We start from the raw sequence: 18,868 nt of genomic DNA, 5'->3' as shown, positions 1-18,868 counted from the left end.
CGGACCCTCATCGCGACCGTCCCCTCATGACGGCACCACCGACACATCACCGCCGCTCGTCCGTGCCGTGACCTTGTGCGCGGAGCCCTCGTCCGTCGGGACGGAGACCTTTCTGTTGCCGCCGCTGGTCGTGGCCTCCACGGCGTAGGAGCCCTTCGGCAGCCGGATGGTGACATTGCCTCCGCTGGTGCGGCCCGATATCTCGTCGGGCGCCGAGGACAGCGCGAGATCCACATCGCCGCCGCTGGTCCGCGCCTTCGCGGTGCGGGCCGTGGAGTCCTTGACGGTGATGTCGCCGCCGCTGGTCTCCGCGGCGATGCCGCCGGTGGCGCCGCGGACGGTGATGTCCCCGCCACTGGTCCGCAGATCGACCGAGGCATCGCGCGGCAGCAGCACCCGGTAGGCCACCTCGCACCGGCGTCCCATGCCGCAGTCCTCGGCCTCCAGCGTCAGCCGGCCGTCCTTGACCTCGTGCGAGGGGCTCGGCTTCCGCTCGTTGTAGACATACTTCTCCGTCACCTTGACCTGGCCGCCGGCGTCGACCGGGACGACCTCGATGTTCCCGCCGTGCGTCGTCGCCGACAGCGCGGTGACCTTGCCGGGCACGGTGTACGTACGCTCCGCCTCCTTGTCCGGGCCGAACCCCGTCAGCGAGCAGCCGGTCATCAGCACGACCGACGCGGCACAGGACAGCACGAGTAGAGAGGTACGCAGGCGGGCCATGGTGAGAGGTCTCCCGGGGCAGCAGTGAACGGAAACGAAACGGACCGGACAACCGATCGGTGCCATCGTTCCGCCCCGGCCCCCTCCGTGGCGTCGCCGCACAGGATGACCTTGGCGCAGCCGTGCCCTTAAGGGTTCCCCGCAGTCCGCGGCCGCACCGAGAAGCCGTACACGGTCTCCGACCGATAGGTCTCGCCGGGTCGCAGCACCGTGCTGGGGTAGTCCGGGCGGTTCGGGGAGTCCGGGAAGTGCTGGGTTTCCAGGGCCAGTCCGGCCGCCGGGCCGTAGGGGACGCCCGAGGTGCCGGTCAGGGTGCCGTCGAGATGACCGGCGGTGTAGAGCTGGAGACCGGGCTCGGTGGTGGCCAGGGCCAGGGCGCGGCCGGAGCGCGGGTCGTACAACTCCGCGACGGTGCGCGGTGCGTGGCACACCCCGCCGTCCAGCGCGAAGTTGTGGTCGAAGGCGCCGCCCACCGCGCGCGCCGTCCGGAAGTCGAAGCGGGTGCCGGCGACTTCGGCCGGTGCGCCGGGCACCGGAATGCCGCCGGTGTCGCACGGTGTGTACCGGGACGCCGCCAGCCGCAGCTGGTGCCCGGTGGCGCTGCCGCTGCCGTCCCCGCCCAGATTGAGGTACGTGTGGTTGGTGAGGTTGACGACGGTCGGCGCGTCGGTCCGTGCCCGGGAGACGATGCGCAGCGCGCCGCCGGGGGAGAGGGTGTAGGTCACGCTGACGTCCAGGGCACCCGGGAAGCCCTCCTCACCGTCCGGAGAGACCCGGTGCAGCCGCACACCGCCGTCGACCGGCCGGGCCTCCCACACCACCCGGGAGAAGTTCCGCGGCCCGCCGTGCAGGCTGTGCGGCCCGCTGTTCGGCGTCAGTTCCCAGGTCCGGCCGTCGAGTCGGAACGACGCCCCGGCGATCCGGTTCGCATACCGCCCGACCAGCGCGCCGAAGTGCGACCCGCCGTGCGTGACATACGAGCCGAGGTCGGCGAAGCCCAGTGCCAGCTGCCCCCGCTCCCCGTCCCGGTCCGGGGCCTCCACCGTCTGGATGATTCCGCCGTAGGTCAGGACCCGGACCCGCACCCCGCCGGGTCCCGACTCCAGGGTCCAGCGGTCGACGGACGTACCGTCCTCCAGCGCGCCGAAGGCTTCCCTGCTGACCTGCGTCTTCATGGCAGCGACCCTATGCCCGCCGGCCACCGGGCGGCGCCGGGGGGCGCGTTCAGCTGCTGCGGCCGGGCCGGGTGATGGCGCGGAACGCCAGCTCCGCCAGCTCCTTCTGGCCGCCGGTGCCGGGGTGGAACCAGTCCCAGGTGCTCAACTGCCGCCCCGTGAAGCGGTAGTCGAAGACCGACTTGTCGAACCGGCACAGCGGGTCGGTGCCGCACACCTCCGCCAGCGCCGTGTTGTACGCCATCACCCGGTCCCGGACCTCCGCCCGCCGGTCGTGGGCCGCCTTGGTCAGATCATCCGGATCGCGCAGCATGGACCCGCAGATGCCGAGCTTCCACACCTGCTTGCCGAGCGGGTTCTTGCGCCCTTCCGACCACAGCCGCAGCAGATCCGGCACCGCCGCGACATACACCTGGGTGTGCGGCAGGGCGCGCCGCAGATACTTCATGGACCGTGCGAAGTCGGCGCGGAAGGCGCCCGCCGGGGTCATCGAGCGGACGTCGCGCCGGCAGGCGTCGTTGGCGCCGATCAGGACCGTGACCAGCTCGGGCTTCCGGTCGGCGGCCGCGGTGATCTGGTCCGGCAGATCGCGCATCAGCGCACCGGTCCGGGCGAGGTTCCAGCTGTGTGTGGCGGGGCGTTTGACCAGTCGTCGGGCGAGACTGTCGACCTTGGGGTCGGTGCCGGTGGCCCAGGAGACCTGCGGGCAGTCGGAGAGGACGGTGCAGGCGTCGAAGCCGACGGTGATGGAGTCGCCGAGGGCGGCGATCGAGCGGGGGTTGGTGCGCCACACGGGCGCCTTGGCGGCCTTCCGCTTGCCCCCGGCGCCGGATTGCGGAGCGGAGCCGTCACCACTACAGGCGGTGAGGGCGATCACCAGTGCGGAACCGATGGCGACGGTGCGTGAGGAGCGGAGGTCGAAGCGGCGTCGCCGGGTGCGAAAGGCCCGATCGATCCGCGTCATCCCCTGTCCCCCTCCGGCGTGCGAGTGATATCTCTTCGGGTACCGACGGTACGTCACCCCCTCGTCCGGCACCGCGCGATAGCTTTGCCCCGTGCTTGCCGGGCGGTGACCCAAAGTGGCAAGTGCAGTCGGCACAGACAAATTACATCACGTCATTTCCTGTCCCTTTTGCGGCAAATTCCGCCTAATGGTGTTTACTGTAGGTCACCAGCATGCTGGTGCCGAAGTGGTCACTGGGGCAGAATGACAACTGTCCCGGCCGCAACCGGAACGGGCACGAGGCCGCTGGGGAAGGCGAACCTCGAACCGCACTGGAGGTCCCGGTGACGACACGTGGAGTTCTGTACGTCCACTCCGCTCCGCGCGCGCTGTGCCCGCACGTCGAATGGGCCGTCGCGGGCGTCCTCGGTGTGCGCGTCAACCTCGACTGGATCCGCCAGCCGGCGTCCCCGGGCACCTGGAGAGCCGAGTTCTCGTGGCAGGGCGAGGCCGGCACGGCCTCCAAGCTGGCCTCCGCGCTGCGCGGCTGGCATCTGCTGCGCTTCGAGGTGACCGCGGAACCCTGCTCCACCGCGGAGGGCGAGCGCTACAGCTCCACCCCCGATCTGGGGATCTTTCACGCCGTCACGGGCATCCACGGCGACATCCTCATCCCCGAGGACCGGCTGCGCGCCGCGGTCGCCCGCTCGGCGAGCGGCGAGACCGAGCTGGCCGCCGAGGTCGCCAAGCTCCTCGGCAAGCCCTGGGACGACGAGCTGGAGCCCTTCCGGTACGCGGGTGAGGGCGCCCCGGTCCGCTGGCTCCACCAGGTCGTCTGACGCGCCGGCAGGCCCCCCGACACGCGGCGGCGGTTGCCGTCGAGCGCGCTCCACGTCCTGGCGTGCGCTCATGGCCGACAACACGTCATCCGACACTCTTTCCGTAGCGGGGCTCGGCACCGGCATCATGGGCGCGGCGATGGCCCGTAATCTCGCCGCCGCCGGTCTGGACGTCCGCGCCTGGAACCGGACGCGCGCCTGGGCCGAGCCTCCCCCCCCCAGCTAACGCTGGGAGGTGCCCCCAGCCGCCGACGGCGTCCGGGTCACCGGCAGCCCCGCCGAGGCGGTGGGCGGCGCCGAGGTGGTCCTCACGATGCTGCTCGACGGGGAGGCCGTCCTCGACGCGCTCCGGCAGGCCGCCGGCGCGCTGCCGCCCGGCGCACTGTTTCTCCAGATGAGCACGGGCGGCACCAACGGGCTCGCCCCGCTCGCCCGGTTCGCCGACGAGCATCGCCTGCGCTTCGTGGACGCCCCCGTACTGGGCACCAAGGTGAACGCGGAGAAAAGCGAGTTGACGGTCCTGGCGGCCGGCCCGCAGGACGTACGGGAGCGCGCCGCGGTCGCCGGCGGAGCGCTCGACCTGCCCTATCTGCGGCTGAAATCCGAGCTGATCCTGGCCGATAACTACCCTGCGAGCTTCACGGTGGCCGCGGCCCGCAAGGACGCCGCGGCGGCGTCCTTCGCCGGCTTCGACGGCTGAAAAGGCAGCGGGCCCGCCCGGTGGATGTCCACCGGGCGGGCCCGCAGGGCGCGCTGAGTGTGCCTCAGACCGAACGGAAGGCCAGCACCACGTTGTGGCCGCCGAAGCCGAACGAGTCGTTCAGGGCCGCGATCCGGCCCTCGGCCGGCAGCTTGCGGGGCTCGCCGCGGACGATGTCCGCGTCGGCCTCCGGGTCGAGCTGGTCGATGTTGATCGTCGGCGGGGCGACACGGTTCTTGAGCGCGAGGACCGTGGCCACCGTCTCGATACCGCCCGCGCCACCCAGGAGGTGACCGGTCATCGACTTCGTGCTGGTGATGGCCATGTGGTCGACGTCGTCACCGAACGCCTTGCGCAGCGCCCGGAGCTCGCCGACGTCACCGGCCGGCGTCGAGGTGGCGTGCGCGTTGACATGCACGATCTCGGCGGGCTGGAGGTCGGTGTTGTCGAGGAGGTTCTGCAGCGCCGCCGCGATGCCGTTGCCGGACGGCTCGGGCTGCGTGATGTGGTGCGCGTCGGCCGAGATGCCCTGGCCGACGGCCTCCGCGTAGACGCGCGCGCCACGGGCCTTGGCGTGCTCCTCGGACTCCAGGACGATCACGCCCGCGCCCTCGCCGAGCACGAAGCCGTTGCGGTCGACGTCCCAGGGGCGGGAGGCGCCCTGCGGGTCGTCGTTGTTCTTGGACATCGCCATCATGTTGCCGAACGCGACGATCGGCAGCGGGTGGATGGCGGCCTCCGTGCCACCCGCGACGACGACGTCGGCGCGGCCGGAGCGGATCATCTCGATCGCGTAGCCGATGGCCTCGGCACCCGACGCGCACGCCGAGACCGGCGTGTGCACCCCGGCGCGGGCGTTGAACTCGATGCCGACGTTCGCGGACGGCGAGTTCGGCATCAGCATCGGCACGGTGTGCGGGGAGACGCGGCGTACGCCCTTCTCCTTGAGCACGTCGTACTGGTCGAGCAGGGTCGTCACACCGCCGATACCGGAGGCGATGACGGCGCCCAGACGGTCGGGGTTGACCGCGGTGTCCTCGCCCGCCTTGGCGGTGAAGCCCGCGTCCTTCCATGCCTCCTGGGCCGCGACGAGCGCGAACTGCGCCGAGCGGTCCAGCTTGCGGGCCTGCGGACGCGGAATGATCTCGGTGGGCTCCACGGCGATCTGCCCGGCGATACGCACCGGCAGATCGGCGGCCCAGTCCTGTTCGAGGGTGCTGACACCGGAGCGTCCGGCGAGCAGGGCCTCCCAGGTCGAAGCGGTGTCGCCACCCAGCGGTGTGGTTGCGCCGATACCGGTGACGACCACGGTGCGATTGGTCGCATTCACGGGAATTCTTACTCCACGGGTAGAGGGGTTGGAATCGACGGCGCCACCGCGGGGTGGCGACATGCGCAGAGCTGGATCAGCTCTGGTGCTTGAGGATGTACTCGGTCGCGTCGCCGACCGTCTTGAGGTTCTTGACGTCGTCGTCCGGGATCTTCACGTCGAAGCGCTCTTCGGCGGCGACGACGACCTCGACCATGGACAGCGAGTCAACGTCCAGGTCGTCGGTGAAGGACTTGTCCACCTGGACGTCCTCGGTGGGGATCCCGGCGATCTCGTTCACGATCTCGGCGAGACCGGCGACGATCTCTTCCTGAGTGGCGGCCATGATGGCGCTCCTTCGGTCATTTTAAGGGGAAACTGCGTTACTTGCGGTGAAGATCCTTGCGACGGCCGGGACGTCCGGGGACGTACGGTGCTGCGCAGATCTTGCCTAGGGGAGGGTAACCACCGTCGCGGCGTAGACGAGACCCGCCCCGAAGCCGATGACCAGCGCGGTGTCGCCGCTCTTGGCCTGTCCGGTCGCCAACAGCCGCTCCATGGCGAGCGGAATGGAGGCGGCCGAGGTGTTGCCGGTGGTCTCCACGTCGCGGGCGACCGTGACGCTCTCCGGCAGCTTCAGAGTCTTCACCATCGAGTCGATGATCCGCATGTTGGCCTGGTGCGGAATGAAGACGTCCAGGTCGTCCGGGCTGACTCCGGCCGCGTCCAGCGCCTGCTGGGCGACCTTCGCCATCTCGAACACCGCCCACCGGAAGACCGCCTGGCCCTCCTGGGTGATGGCGGGGTAGCGGACCTCCTCCGGAGCGGGGCGGCCCTCGGGCGCGTCTCCTCCGGGGACCGGGGTGGGGCGGTAGACGTCCCAGCCGAGGGTCTGCTTGATGGTCTCGGACTTGTCGCCCTCCGAACCCCAGACCGTCGGGCCGATCGCGGGCACGTCGGCCGGGCCGACGATCACCGCACCGGCCCCGTCACCGAAGAGGAACGCCGTCGCGCGGTCCTCCAGGTCGGTCAGGTCCGAGAGCCGCTCCACGCCGAGGACCAGCACATACTCCGCCGAGCCCTCGGTCACCAGGCCCTTGGCCAGGGTCAGTCCGTAGCCGAAGCCCGCACAGCCCGCCGAGATGTCGAACGCGGCCGGCTTGCCGGCACCGATACGGTGCGCGATCTCGGTCGCGATCGCCGGGGTCTGCTTGAAGTGCGACACGGTGGAGACGATCACGGCGCCGATCTGCTCGGGCGTGATCCCGGCGTCGGCGATGGCCTTGCCGGACGCCTCGACCGACATGGTCGCGACGGTCTCCTCGGGGCCCGCCCAGTGGCGGGTCGCGATACCGGACCGCGAGCGGATCCACTCGTCGGACGAGTCGATGTGCTTGAGGATCTCCTCGTTCGGCACGACACGCGTCGGGCGGTAGCCGCCGACGCCCATGATCCGCGCGTACGGTGCGCCCTGCGAGGGCTTGATCTTCGAGGTCATGCGCTGCGGACTCCTATTCGGCCGGGGCGGATTGCTCGGCGATCAGCGTGCGGGCCGCGTCGAGGTCGTCGGGCGTCTTGAGGGCGAGGGTCCGCACGCCGGGCAGGGCGCGCTTGGCCAGGCCGGTGAGCGTGCCGCCGGGAGCCGCCTCGATGAGGGTGGTGACCCCGAGCTCCTTGAAGGTCTCCATGCACAGGTCCCAGCGCACGGGGTTGGCCACCTGGCCCACCAGCCGCTGCACCAGTTCCTGGCCGGAGGAGACCAGCGCGCCGTCCTTGTTGGAGACGTAGCGGGTGTGCGGATCGGCGACCGACAGCTGGGTGGTCGCGGATTCCAGGGCCGAGACGGCGGGTGCCATGTGGTGAGTATGGAACGCGCCGGCCACCTTCAGCGGTACGACCCGGCGAGTGCCTTCCGGCTTGTTCTCGACCAGTGCGGCGATCTGCTCGGCGGTGCCCGCGGCAACGATCTGGCCGGCGCCGTTCACATTCGCCGGCGTCAGGCCCAGCTGCTCCAGATGCGGGATGACCACTGCCTCGTCGCCGCCCAGCAGCGCGGCCATACCGGTCTCGGTGACGGCGGCGGCCTCGGCCATCGCCTGGCCGCGCCGGCGCACCAGCTGCATCGCGGCCTCGTCGGACAGCGTGCCGGCCAGCGCGGCGGCGGCCAGTTCACCGACGCTGTGCCCGGCCACCGCGCCGGTCTGCGTGGCGACGTCGTCGGCCGTGGCGAACAGCTGACGGGCGGAGAGCAGGGCGGAGGCCACCAGCAGCGGCTGCGCCACCGCGGTGTCGCGGATCTCCTCCTCGTCCGCCTTCGTGCCGTAGTGGACCAGGTCCAGATCAATGGCGGCCGACCAGGCGCGGAGCCGGTCCTCGACACCGGGGAGGTCGAGCCAGGGAGTCAGGAAGCCGGGCGTCTGAGCGCCTTGGCCGGGAGCGACGAGTACGAGCACCCTCACACTCTCTCTTGTGGGTGGTTCCGCCCGCCCGTGGGGACAAGGACGAAGAACCATCGGGGGAATTGTTGGTGTCCGACAAAAGTCTAGGGTTGGGCCTCACCGTCAGCCAGACGCCCCAGAATCAACGCGATACGGAGGGTGAACGCCGAGCGCACATCAGAGGGTGACCAGCCGGTGACGTCCGTCACACGTCGCAGCCGATAGCGCACGGTGTTGGGGTGCACGAAGAGCATCCTGGCGGCCCCCTCCAGACTGCTCGCCTGCTCCAGATAGACGCTCAGCGTCTCCAGCAGCGCCGAGCCGGCTTCCTCCAGCGGTCTGTAGATCTCCTCCACCAGCTGCTCGCGCGCGACCGGGTCCGAGGCCATCGCTCGCTCCGGCAGCAGATCGTCCGCGAGCACCGGCCGCGGGGCGTCCGGCCAGGCGGCACAGGCCCGCAGTCCGGCGGCGGCAGCCTGCGCCGAGCGGGTCGCGGCCAGCAGATCGGAGACGACCGGGCCGGCCACCACGGGGCCGGCGGCATACGGGCCGATCAGGGCCTTCGCGGCCTTCAGCGGATTGTCCGAGCCGCCCGCGATCACCACCAGACGGGAGCCCAGCACACCGGTCAGGACCTGGAGCTTGGCGTGCCGGGCGGCCCGCCGGATCGCCTCCACGGTCAGCTCACTGTCCCCGTCCGGCGCGGTGCCCAGCACCACACACACATGCTCGGGGGAGTTCCAGCCCAGCGCCGCCGCACGGGAGACCGCGCCTTCGTCGGCCTCCCCCGACAGCACCGCGTTGACCACGAGGGACTCCAGCCGGGCGTCCCAGGCGCCGCGGGCCTCGGCCGCCTGGGCGTAGACCTGGGCGGTGGCGAAGGCGATCTCCCGGGCGTAGACCAGCAGCGCCTCGCGCAGCACGGACTCATCGCCCGGGGCCGCGACCTCGTCGATCGCGGACTCCATGACCTCGATGGTCGTACGGACCATCTCCACGGTCTGCCGCAGCGTGATCGCCCGGGTCAGCTCGCGCGGCGCCGTACCGAAGACATCGGTGCTGATCGCCTGGGGGGTCTCCGGATGCCGGAACCATTCGGTGAACGCGGCGATACCGGCCTGTGCCACCAGGCCGATCCAGGAACGATTCTCCGGGGGCATCGCGCGGTACCACGGCAGTGTGGCGTCCATGCGGGCGATGGCGGCGGCCGCCAGCTTGCCGGACGAATTCTCCAGGCGCCGGAGGGTCGCGGAGTGCGGGTGCGCGTCGCGCGATGCGGGTTCAGACACGGGACAAGCCTGCACTATCGGGGCGGGGAGGTGAGGGGGCGGGGCTACCGTGGGCCCATGATTCAGGTGCGGAGAGGCCATGAACGGTATCCGGGCGGGGACGCGGAGGCCGGGATCGTGTCGCGGCACGCGTTCTCCTTCGGGCCCCATTTCGACCCGGAGAATCTGCGTTTCGGCGCGCTGGTCGCCTGCAACGAGGAGCGGCTGGCGGCGGGCGCCGGATTCGACGAGCACCCGCACCGCGACACGGAGATCGTGACCTGGGTGGTCGAAGGAGAGCTGACCCACCGCGATTCGGCGGGCCACGAGACCACCGTACGTCCCGGCGATCTCCAGCGGCTCAGCTCGGCGGGCGGCGTCCGGCACGTGGAGCGCAACGACGGCGCCGGGCCGCTGTGCTTCGTCCAGATGTGGCTGACCCCGCAGGAGGCCGGCGGGGAGCCGTCGTACGAGGTGGTGCGCGGGATCGCCGACGGCACCCCGTACGCGGTGCCGCGGGCCGGCGCCCTGCTGCATGTGCGCCGCCTCGCCGACGGTGAGCGCACCGCGGTGCCGGATGCCGCACGCGCCTATGTGCATGTGGTCCGCGGCGCCGTACGGCTGGGCGACCAGCGCCTGGAGCCCGGCGACGCGGCGCGGATCACCGACGCGGAGGGGCTGGAGCTGCGGGGGCTGGCGGCGGCGGAGTGCCTGGTCTGGGAGATGGGGCCGGAGCCGGCGTACGGGTGAGCCGGCGCGGCACCGGGCGACCGGTACCGCGCGGCACGTCCGGCCGTGTCAGGCGGTCTCCGCCAGCTCGGCGAGCACCGCGTCCGTCAGCGGCGGCCAGGCCTCGATCGCCCACGGCCCGAAGGCCCGGTCGGCCAGCGCCACACAGGCCGCGCCGGCGTCCGGGTCCACCCACAGGAACGTCCCGGACTGTCCGAAGTGCCCGAACGTACGGGGCGAGGACGACGCGCCCGTCCAGTGCGGTGACTTGCCGTCACGGATCTCGAAGCCCAGCCCCCAGTCGTTGGGCTTCTGGTGCCCGTAGCCCGGCAGCACACCCGCCAGACCGGGGAAGACGACCTGCGTCGCGGCCGCCAGTGTCTGCGGCGCGAGCAGCCGGGGCGCCTGGAGCTCGGCCGCGAACCGGATCAGGTCGGCGACCGTGGAGATGCCGTCCTTGGCGGGTGAGCCGGGCAGCTCCGTCGCGGTCATCCCGAGCGGTGCGAGCACCGCCTCGTGCAGATACTGCGCGAAGGGGATGTCGGTGGCCTTGGCTATGTGGTCGCCCAGCGCCTCGAAACCGGCGTTGGAGTAGATCCGGCGGGTGCCGGGAGCGGCCATCGTGCGCTGCTCGTCGAAGGCCAGCCCCGAGGTGTGGGCGAGCAGATGACGGACCGTGGAGCCCTCGGGCCCGGCCGGTTCGTCCAGCTCGACGGCGCCCTCCTCGACGGCCAGCAGCGCGGCGTACGCGGCCAGCGGCTTGGTCACGGAGGCCAGCGGGAAACGCTGCTCCAGGGGGCCGTACGATCCGGCCACCGACCCATCGGCTCGTACGACGGCGGCCGCAGCGGTGGGCACCGGCCAGTTCTCGATCATCCGCAGGCTCTGCATGCCCACGAGCCTAACGTTCCCAAAATCCGGTCAAGTCTGCCCGTGATCGGCGCTTGCCTGGAGTGCACTCGAAGTCTCTAGCGTTGGAGCCGTCGAGAGGCATCCGGCGAAACCGCCGGGCGACGTCCGACGTAGGGGAGACGGGGCATGACGGTAACGCAGAGCGAACCGGTGACGAGCGGCGCGACCGCGACGAGGGAACTGCCGGCGGCGGTGCGCGACTGCCGCGCCGCGCCCCCGCATCCCCGGCCCGCCGGCCGTGACCAGTACACGATCAGCGAAGTGGCGGAGCACACCGGCCTCAGCGCCCACACCCTGCGCTGGTACGAGCGCATCGGCCTGATGCCGCACGTGGACCGCACCCACACCGGGCAGCGGCGCTTCACCAACCGCGATCTGGACTGGCTGAGCCTGGTGGCCAAGCTGCGGCTCACCGGTATGCCGGTCGCCGACATGGTCCGCTACGCCGAGCTGGTGCGGGCCGGCGCGTGCACCTTCGCCGAGCGGCAGCAGCTGCTGACCGCGCACCGCGAGGACGTACGGCAGCGCGTCGCCGAGCTCCAGAGCACGCTGGACGTACTCGACTACAAGATCGAAATCTATGCCGACGCCCAGCGGGCGTCCGAGAGGTTCTGAGCTCCATGGGGAACGAGAAGATCGAGACGGTCGAGCTGGGCACGGGCGGACCGCGGGTCGGCGTGCAGGGCCTCGGCTGTATGGGCATGAGCTTCGCCTACGGGCCCACGGACGCCGACGAGGCGCGGGCCACGCTGGAGCGCGCACGGGAACTGGGCGTGACGCTCTTCGACACCGCCGATATGTACGGCATGGGGGAGAACGAGAAGTTCATCGCCCCGTTCATCCGGGCCCACCGCGACGAGGTCGTGCTGGCCACCAAGTTCGCGATATCCCTCGACCCGGACGACCCGGCCAAGCGCATCATCCGCAACGACCGGGCCTACATCCGCCAGGCCGTCGAGGGCAGCCTCCGGCGCCTGGGCGTGGACGAGATCGACCTGTATTACATGCACCGGCGCGATGTGAACGTCCCGATCGAGGAATCGGTCGGCGCCATGGCCGAACTCGTCGCCGAGGGCAAGGTGAAGCACCTGGGGCTGAGCGAGGTGACCGGCAGCGAACTGCGTGCGGCGCACGCCGTGCATCCGATCACGGCGCTCCAGTCCGAGTGGTCGCTGTTCAGCCGGGACATCGAGGACGGTGTGGTGCGGGCGGCGACCGAGCTCGGGGTGGGTCTCGTGCCGTACTCACCGCTCGGCCGGGGCTTTCTGACCGGTGCGTTCGTGCACGCCGACAAGGAGCTGACCGCGGATGACTTCCGGCGGCAGCAGCCCCGCTTCACCGGCGACAACGCGGCCGCCAACGCCGCTCTGCTGGAACCGGTCCGCGCCATCGCCGAGGCCCATGGCGCCACGCCCGGCCAGATCGCGCTGGCCTGGCTCCAGCAGCAGGCCACGGCCCGCGGCCTGGCCGTCGTCCCGATCCCCGGCACCCGTAAGCGCACCCGGGTCGAGGAGAACACCGCGGCGACCCGGATCCGGCTGACCGAGCAGGACCTGGCGCGGCTGGAGCCGATCGCCGGGCAGGTCGCGGGGGCGCGGTACGCGGACATGACGTTCACTTCGGCGGGACGGGAGTAGACGGGACGGGCGTAGGCGGGACGGGGCGGGGCCGGGGCGCCCCGCCCTTCGCCGTGCGGCGCGGGCCCCGCCGCGGACGGGCGCTACGCCAGCCCCAGCGCGAACGCCCCGAATCCGGCGGCCAGGAGGGCGGCGGCGGCCCGGCGGGCCCGGGTGACACCGGTCCAGGGCGCCTCGAAGCGGCGGGTGCTGCGGCCGATGAGCAGCAGCGCGGCGGCGAACACCGGCAGCCAGGCGAGCCGGGCCAGGAGCCAGCCGAGGCTGTCGGGTGAGGATGTCAGCCCGGGGAGCTGTCCCAGGAAGGACGCCGGTACGGCCAGCGAGAGCATCGCCGTCTGGTGCCAGCACAGGATCGTCAGCGCGGAGAGGTTGACGAGCGCGACCGGGGCCCACAGGGCAGGCCGGCGCAGCAGCCGGGCGAGCCGGTCCCGGAGCAGCACCGCCGCGCCGGACTGGGCCGCGGCCAGCGCCAGGACCAGCAGCGACGGCGGGTGGGAGTTCGTCCGGTGCTGCCCGGGGACGCCGACCATGCTCGCCGGGTAGTGGAAGAACAGCAGCAGCGCGGCGAACACCGCGGCGCCGCCGAGCAGCAGCGACCAGGCGGCGCGACGGCCGAGCCGCCGCTCGCCCCAGGAGACGCCGAGCTGATAGGCGAACATCCAGCCGGGCAGGAGGTTGAGCAGGCTCAGCCACGGCGGCACGGCCTCGGCGTACGGCCCGTAGCGCAGGAAGTCCACGACGGCCACGGACGCCGCCAGAGGGGCCGCGGCCCAGGCCCCCATCCACCGGGCGGCGCGCACACAACACGGCGTCAGCGCGGTGATCACCGCGTACACGCCGACGAACCACAACGGCTGGATCACCAGCGTCGCCCCGGTCCGCAGGGTCGCCTCCGGCACGCCCAGGCCGTACAGGAGGGGCAGCAGCATCGCCCATACGGCCGTCACCCCGAGCACCGGACGGCCCAGCCGCACCAGTCGGCCGCCCAGCCAGGACCGGACGGACCCGCCCCGCCCGGTGGCGCGCCGCAGGGACAGCACCGACGCATGCCCGCCGACCAGGAAGAAGATGCCGAGCATCTGGAGGACCCAACTGGCCGGCGCGAGTCCGCCGACGGCGGTCAGCAGGCTGGCGTTGTGCAGCGCGCCCCCGCCGTCCAGGGTGAAGCCGCCGATCAGCCAGTGGCCGACGGGGACGGCGAGCAGCGCCAGCGCCCGCAGACCGTCCAGCGCACGGTCGCGGTCCGCGGGCGTGCGGTCCGCCACGGCCACCGCGGACGCGCCCCCGAAGAGCGGGCGTCTGCGGCGCCGGGCAATGGTGCGCAGCCAGGACATGGTGGGTCTCCCTCTCCCGTGGACGGTCCGGAGGGAAACGTAGGAAGAGGAGAGGTGATGCAGCGTCACACCGCGGAGCCGACTCCCGGGGGCTACGGGGGTAGGGGGCCCCGGCCGCGCTCGTCCTCAGGAAGGAGAGACGCGCGGGCGGGCGGGCGCTACCGCTCCCCGGGCGAGACCAGCCCCGACTCATACGCGAAGATCACGGCCTGTGCGCGGTCCCGGAGATCCAACTTGGCGAGTACCCGGCTGACATGGGTCTTCACGGTCTGCTCGGCGACGATCAGCGCATCGGCGATCTCCAGGTTCGACAGCCCGCGGGCGATCAGCTCCAGGACCTCCGTCTCGCGCGGCGTGAGCCCGTTCAGCCGCAGCGCGGGCCGGCCCTTGCGGGCCACCGGCCCCGAGCGGGCGAAATCGGCGATCAGCCGCCGGGTCACGGACGGCGCGAGCAGCGCCTCACCGGCCGCCACCACCCGGACCGCGGAGATCAGATCGGCCGGCGGCGCGTCCTTGAGGAGAAAGCCCGACGCCCCCGCGCGCAGCGCCTCGTAGACATAGTCGTCGACATCGAACGTGGTCAGCATCAGCACCTTCGGACGGTGGGTGACACCGGCGGGCGGCGCGAGCAGCTGACGGGCCGCCTCCAGCCCGTCCATCTCCGGCATCCGCACATCCATCAGCACCACATCGGGGTGCGTCCGGCGGCTCAGGGCCACGCCCTGCACCCCGTCCGGGGCATCGCCCACCACATCGATATCGCTCTGCGCGGCGAGCAGCGCGGCGAAACCCGCGCGCACCATGGCCTGGTCGTCGACGATGATCACGCGCGTGGTCATACCGAGTGGGCATCCTTTGTCGTGGAGAGGGGAGACGCCGCGGCGGGCGGCGGGGCGAGGGGGAGCCGGGCGGCGACCCGGAAGCCGCCGTCGGGCAGCGGCCCGGTGTCGAGCGAACCGTCCACCAGCCGGACCCGCTCACGCATACCGATGAGGCCATGGCCGGTGCCGGTGGTTTCCAGGGGCGCGGAGGGGGCGGACGGCGCGGAGTTGACGATCAGCACGGTCAGCCGCGCGCCGTCCGCGGCCACGGTCACCGACACCCGGGTCGGCGCGCCCGGGGCATGCCGCACCACATTGGCCAGCGCCTCCTGAACGATGCGGTACGCCGAGAGATCCACCGCCGGTTCGAGCGCCACCGGCTCCTCCGGTAGCGCCAACTCGACCGGCACACCCGCCCGTACGGTCCCCTCGACCAGCTTCGGCAGCATGCCGATCCCGGGCTGCGGGGTCTTCTCCGGGCCGCCCTGCTGCTCTGTCTCCTCGCTGCGCAGTACGCCCAGCAGCCGGCGCATCTCCGCCAGCGACTCCCGGGCGGTCGCCGCGATCGCCCCGAACTCCTCCTCGGCCTCCCCGGGCATCCCGCTGATGCGGTACGGGGCGCTGGCCGCCTGGACGGTGATCACCGACATGTGGTGGGCGACGACATCGTGCAGTTCACGGGCGATCCGGGCGCGTTCCTCCAGCAGCGTCCGACGGGCGCGCTCTGCCTCGCTGATGGTCTCCTGCTCGATCAACTTGCGCTGGGCATCGCCGCGTTCGCGCAGTGTGGCGCCCATCATCAGCACCACACCGGTGAGGACGAACATCAGCACCCAGGTGTTGTTGCTGCCGTCGGGGGTGAACACCTGGGAGAACAGGCCCGCCACACCGGTCGTCAGCCAGACGGCGGTCAGGGTGCGCCGGCGCTCGCGCAGGGACAGCGCCAGCATCAGGGCGAGATAGCCGACGATCTCCATGGGCGGCCAGGGCCAGGCGCGGCCCGCGACACCGTCGGCGCCGGTGAGCGCCAGGGCACCGGTGACATCCGCCGCGAAGATCACCCACCAGGCCTGGAGCGGCCGGGTCACCGCGAGCAGCAGCGGTACGGTCTGCGCGGTGGCGAGCGCGCCGACCAGCCCGCCGTCCAGGCCGTAGTCGTGGCCGAGGACGTTGATGGTGGTCGGCAGCAGGGACACCGCGAACCCGAAAGCGACCACATAGGGCAGGCGGCGCAGCCAGGGACTCCGGACGCTGCCCAGCAGCGGGGTGCCGGGCTCGGTCGGGGTGCCGAGCTCCACGGCCAGGACACGCAGCGCCTGCCGTGCGGCGCGCAGCGCCCGTTGCCGGGCCGGCTCACGCCCGGGGCGCGGAGCCGGCCCACGGTCGGGGGTGGAAGCTCGAACAGTCATCGCGCCCTCCATCTAAGCGGAGCGCGACGGCCACCGCGTCATACCAGGGGCCGGACTTCCGCCCCGTACCACGGTATGAGCCCCTGCCTGGTCAACGGCCCGCGCTCCGGCGCTGATCCGGACGAAGCGCAGCCCTAGAGCTCCGCCAGCAGTTCGGCCTTCTTCGTGCTGAACTCGTCGTCGGTCAGCAGACCGGCGCCGTGCAGTTCGCCGAGGTGCCGTATCCGGTCCGCGATGTCCGCGGGGTCGCGGCGCGTCTCCCCGGTCCGGTGGCGTACCGGCGCGCCGTCCGGTGACTCCTCCGGCTCGGCGGCGCGTACGGCCTGGAGCACCGAGGCCGCGAACGGCAGCGACTCGTGCACCGGGCCGTACCCCAGCCCGAACACCACGGCGGCCGGATCCTGGTCCGCCTCGCCCGTCCCCGGCTCGCGGGCCCCGCGCTCCAGCAGCCGCAGATAACCGTTGAGGATCTCCGGTGACCGCCATTCGACCCCGGCCAACTCGCCGACGGGGAAGGTCTGGTCGCCGCACTTCCACTTCGCCGAGGACGCGCCCGTCCAGAACCACCGGAAGGCGACCGCGCGCCCGTCGAAGGACGCCTTGCCGTCATACGCCTTGAAGTTCAGCGGGGGCTCCGGCGCGGCCACCAGATGGCGGTCGGCTGGCTCCTTCGCATCGGGGCCGAGCACCGTACGCAGCTCGTCGGCGTAGTAGTCGGCCAGCGTCTCGCGGTCGGCCGGCAGCACCAGCCGATAAGGGTCGGCGTCCTCCTTGAGCTGCCCGTTCGCCGCTTCCATCAGCGGATCGGCGCCGTGCCGGGGCATGGCGTGCAGCACCACCGTGCCACGTCTGCCCTCGGTCACCTCGACGGAACTCAGCGCCTCGTACGGAATACGTCGCTCACCGAGCGCCTGGAACAGCTTCGGCCTGCGGATCCCCCGTTCGAAGCGGATGAGTACGGAGTCCGTGTCGAACTCCCAGACGGCATGAAAACCGGCCAGCACATCACCCATGCGGCTCATCGTATGCGGGCGGTTACCCACTCGTCCCCCTTCCTGACGCGTCGGGGGCCGCCGGCGAAGCGGCGCGTATCACTCCGGTCACCCGCGCCGTCTGACACCTCGTGGACGTCACGGCCGTCCGGCGCGGTTTCCGCGGGCAAACGGCCCGTCCCCGGGCGCCGGGCCGTGCCCGCGGTCGTCGGCCGGTGTGGTCGCGGCCTTAGACCAGCTCGGTGCGGCACTGCGGGTCGTCGGACGCACAGTCGACGGTGTTCGTCGCGCCGACCCCGACCAGCGCGAAGTTGCGCAGGCTGCGGGTGCCCGGTGCGAAGTACCCGGCGTGGCCGACGGCACCGTCGGCCGACAGGATCCGGGAGCCGAAGGACGGGTCGACCGGGTCGGCGCCGTGGCCGAGCCCGCCGACCTCCAGGTTCGGGATGTCCTGGATCCAGTCGTCGGAGTCCCGCATCGCCCAGACCCGGGCCTGGGTGCCCAGCCTGGCGCGGTTCTCGGCCCGCATCCCGGGGCTGCCGGCCACCGCGATGTCCTCGACGTTGGACGGCAGGTCCCGGGCCGCGACCCCGCACACCACGGAGCCGTAGCTGTGGCAGAAGAGCGAGACGGCGTCGGAGGAGGGCAGCGAGTTCACCAGGGCGCGTAGCCGGATCGCAGCGTCCGCGGCGAGCTTCCCGGTGGCGGCCTCGACACCCACACCGGACGGCGAGGTGAAGTCGGCCCAGGCGATCACGGCCGTACGGGCGCTCGGCCGGGCCTCCCGCTCGGCACCGTAGAGGGCGCGCGCCATACCGACCGGGGCGGTGGTCGCCCGCGCGGTGCGCTCGAAGGTCGACAGATTGGTGTCCACGCCGGGCACCACGACGGACACCCGGTGGGCCGCCGGGAGATTGCCGAAGACCTCGGCGGCCCGGCCGCCGCCGGCCGGATCGAAGGCCAGGATCTGCCGGCCGGGGCTCATCATCGAGGTGAGGCGGTGCATCAGCCGGCCCGCCTCCTGGCGGCCGACGGGGGTGAGCCGCTGGTCGTTCATCCGGCGCTTCTCGACGCGCCGGGCGTCATCGATCGCCATCCGGTTGGCGCGGTAGCGCAGCTTCACGGGGGCGCCGCCCATATTGCCCACGACCAGCGGATAACGGTCGGAGAGCTGCTGCTTCTCGGCCCGGCTGAGGGTGGCGAAGAAGGCCCGGAGCGCGGCCGGCGGACCCTGGGGGTCGGGCAGCGGGCGTCCGAGGAAGGTGGCGTGCTGCCAGGAGGTCCTGGCGGTGGCCAGCGGGTTGGCGTCCTCGTTGTTGCCTCTGACTGCCGTCCAGCCCGTTATGGCGAGCATGACGAAGACCACCGCCAGAGCGAGGGATGCACGCCAGGCCGTGGACTGAAGGAAACCGGAGGAGGGGCCGAGGCCCGAGAAGGAATTCACCGCGAGCCACCCTAGGAGACGCGAGAGGGCGCTCGCTGTGACCGTGAGTGATATCACGTTTCACGGTGGGTATTTCGACCAAAACGGACACGATCCATCGATTTCCGGTGCTCAGCCGTGCAGGGGTGATCTCAGGAGGTGCCCGCCATGATCGCTTAGCGAAGGGAATTCGTTACGGAGAGTGGTGAGAATCGC

General features: G+C 71.8%; 18 protein-coding genes and 1 pseudogene. 5 read left to right on the top strand and 14 right to left on the bottom strand.

The features are described from left to right. Positions 1-24: 24 nt before the first annotated feature. From TU31_RS14430 to TU31_RS14420, 3 genes are all read right to left on the bottom strand, one after another. Positions 25-723, bottom strand: coding sequence for a DUF4097 family beta strand repeat-containing protein (locus TU31_RS14430; RefSeq protein WP_042154375.1), 699 nt, complete (start codon positions 721-723; stop codon positions 25-27). A gap of 128 nt (positions 724-851) precedes the next feature. Then, complete coding sequence (locus TU31_RS14425; protein ID WP_042154373.1) at positions 852-1,898, bottom strand: aldose epimerase family protein; 1,047 nt, start codon at positions 1,896-1,898, stop codon at positions 852-854. A 49-nt stretch (positions 1,899-1,947) separates the two neighbouring features. After that, entirely contained in the window at positions 1,948-2,862 is a 915-nt protein-coding gene (locus tag TU31_RS14420; protein ID WP_042154370.1) for an SGNH/GDSL hydrolase family protein, read from the bottom strand. A 323-nt stretch (positions 2,863-3,185) separates the two neighbouring features. Between TU31_RS14420 and TU31_RS14415 the strand changes: the two genes are divergently transcribed. Both TU31_RS14415 and TU31_RS14410 read left to right on the top strand, forming a co-directional pair. After that, on the top strand, positions 3,186-3,680 hold the full coding sequence (locus tag TU31_RS14415; RefSeq protein ID WP_042154367.1) for a DUF3145 domain-containing protein: 495 nt from the start codon (positions 3,186-3,188) through the stop codon (positions 3,678-3,680). A 70-nt stretch (positions 3,681-3,750) separates the two neighbouring features. After that, positions 3,751-4,347 (top strand): annotated as a pseudogene (locus tag TU31_RS14410) (NAD(P)-binding domain-containing protein); the annotation flags it as partial. A gap of 97 nt (positions 4,348-4,444) precedes the next feature. On the opposite strand, the gene fabF reads toward TU31_RS14410, so the two are convergent. The 5 genes from fabF to TU31_RS14385 form a co-directional block, all read right to left on the bottom strand. Beyond that, a complete protein-coding gene (gene fabF / locus TU31_RS14405; protein WP_042154365.1) occupies positions 4,445-5,710 on the bottom strand; it encodes a beta-ketoacyl-ACP synthase II in 1,266 nt (421 codons plus the stop codon). Positions 5,711-5,786: 76 nt separating this feature from the next. Next, positions 5,787-6,035 (bottom strand): acyl carrier protein, encoded by a 249-nt coding sequence (locus TU31_RS14400; RefSeq protein WP_030991425.1) that lies wholly within the window; start codon positions 6,033-6,035, stop codon positions 5,787-5,789. 105 nt (positions 6,036-6,140) lie between these two features. Then, the gene (locus TU31_RS14395) at positions 6,141-7,187 is read right to left on the bottom strand and encodes a ketoacyl-ACP synthase III (protein WP_042154362.1); all 1,047 of its coding nucleotides are present in this window, start codon (positions 7,185-7,187) and stop codon (positions 6,141-6,143) included. A 13-nt stretch (positions 7,188-7,200) separates the two neighbouring features. Then, entirely contained in the window at positions 7,201-8,142 is a 942-nt protein-coding gene (locus TU31_RS14390) for an ACP S-malonyltransferase (RefSeq protein ID WP_042154360.1), read from the bottom strand. Positions 8,143-8,231: 89 nt separating this feature from the next. Continuing rightward, positions 8,232-9,416, bottom strand: coding sequence for a PucR family transcriptional regulator (locus TU31_RS14385; RefSeq protein ID WP_018088053.1), 1,185 nt, complete (start codon positions 9,414-9,416; stop codon positions 8,232-8,234). A 57-nt stretch (positions 9,417-9,473) separates the two neighbouring features. On the opposite strand from TU31_RS14385, the gene TU31_RS14380 reads away from it, so the two are divergent. After that, positions 9,474-10,145 carry a pirin family protein gene (locus TU31_RS14380; RefSeq protein ID WP_042154356.1) on the top strand — a complete coding sequence of 224 codons (672 nt, stop codon included), beginning with the start codon at positions 9,474-9,476 and terminating at the stop codon, positions 10,143-10,145. 48 nt (positions 10,146-10,193) lie between these two features. Here the strand turns inward: TU31_RS14380 and TU31_RS14375 are convergent, their stop codons facing one another. Then, positions 10,194-11,015: a serine hydrolase domain-containing protein gene (locus tag TU31_RS14375; RefSeq protein WP_042154354.1), complete on the bottom strand. Its 822-nt coding sequence runs from the start codon at positions 11,013-11,015 to the stop codon at positions 10,194-10,196. Between the two features lie 147 nt (positions 11,016-11,162). On the opposite strand from TU31_RS14375, the gene TU31_RS14370 reads away from it, so the two are divergent. Together TU31_RS14370 and TU31_RS14365 are read left to right on the top strand one after the other, a co-directional pair. Continuing rightward, entirely contained in the window at positions 11,163-11,651 is a 489-nt protein-coding gene (locus tag TU31_RS14370; RefSeq protein WP_042154352.1) for a MerR family transcriptional regulator, read from the top strand. A 5-nt stretch (positions 11,652-11,656) separates the two neighbouring features. After that, positions 11,657-12,673: an aldo/keto reductase gene (locus TU31_RS14365; RefSeq protein ID WP_042154350.1), complete on the top strand. Its 1,017-nt coding sequence runs from the start codon at positions 11,657-11,659 to the stop codon at positions 12,671-12,673. Between the two features lie 83 nt (positions 12,674-12,756). Here TU31_RS14365 and TU31_RS14360 read toward each other — a convergent pair whose 3' ends face one another. The 5 genes from TU31_RS14360 to TU31_RS14340 all read right to left on the bottom strand — a co-directional run bounded on the left by TU31_RS14360 (position 12,757) and on the right by TU31_RS14340 (position 18,673). Further along, positions 12,757-14,007 carry an acyltransferase family protein gene (locus tag TU31_RS14360; RefSeq protein WP_245698544.1) on the bottom strand — a complete coding sequence of 417 codons (1,251 nt, stop codon included), beginning with the start codon at positions 14,005-14,007 and terminating at the stop codon, positions 12,757-12,759. 158 nt (positions 14,008-14,165) lie between these two features. Then, positions 14,166-14,846: a response regulator gene (locus TU31_RS14355; protein ID WP_042154348.1), complete on the bottom strand. Its 681-nt coding sequence runs from the start codon at positions 14,844-14,846 to the stop codon at positions 14,166-14,168. After that, positions 14,843-16,237 carry a sensor histidine kinase gene (locus TU31_RS14350; protein WP_042154346.1) on the bottom strand — a complete coding sequence of 465 codons (1,395 nt, stop codon included), beginning with the start codon at positions 16,235-16,237 and terminating at the stop codon, positions 14,843-14,845. The genes TU31_RS14355 and TU31_RS14350 overlap by 4 nt, the downstream gene beginning before the upstream one ends. 134 nt (positions 16,238-16,371) lie before the next feature. Next, positions 16,372-17,250, bottom strand: a complete 879-nt coding sequence (locus TU31_RS14345) for a DUF4429 domain-containing protein (protein WP_042154344.1) — start codon at positions 17,248-17,250, stop codon at positions 16,372-16,374. A gap of 208 nt (positions 17,251-17,458) precedes the next feature. Beyond that, entirely contained in the window at positions 17,459-18,673 is a 1,215-nt protein-coding gene (locus TU31_RS14340; protein WP_042154342.1) for an alpha/beta hydrolase, read from the bottom strand. Positions 18,674-18,868: the final 195 nt, after the last annotated feature.

This window comes from Streptomyces lydicamycinicus, from assembly GCF_000829715.2.
GTDB lineage: Bacteria > Actinomycetota > Actinomycetes > Streptomycetales > Streptomycetaceae > Streptomyces > Streptomyces lydicamycinicus.
This window is presented reverse-complemented; position numbering and strand designations above follow the sequence as displayed.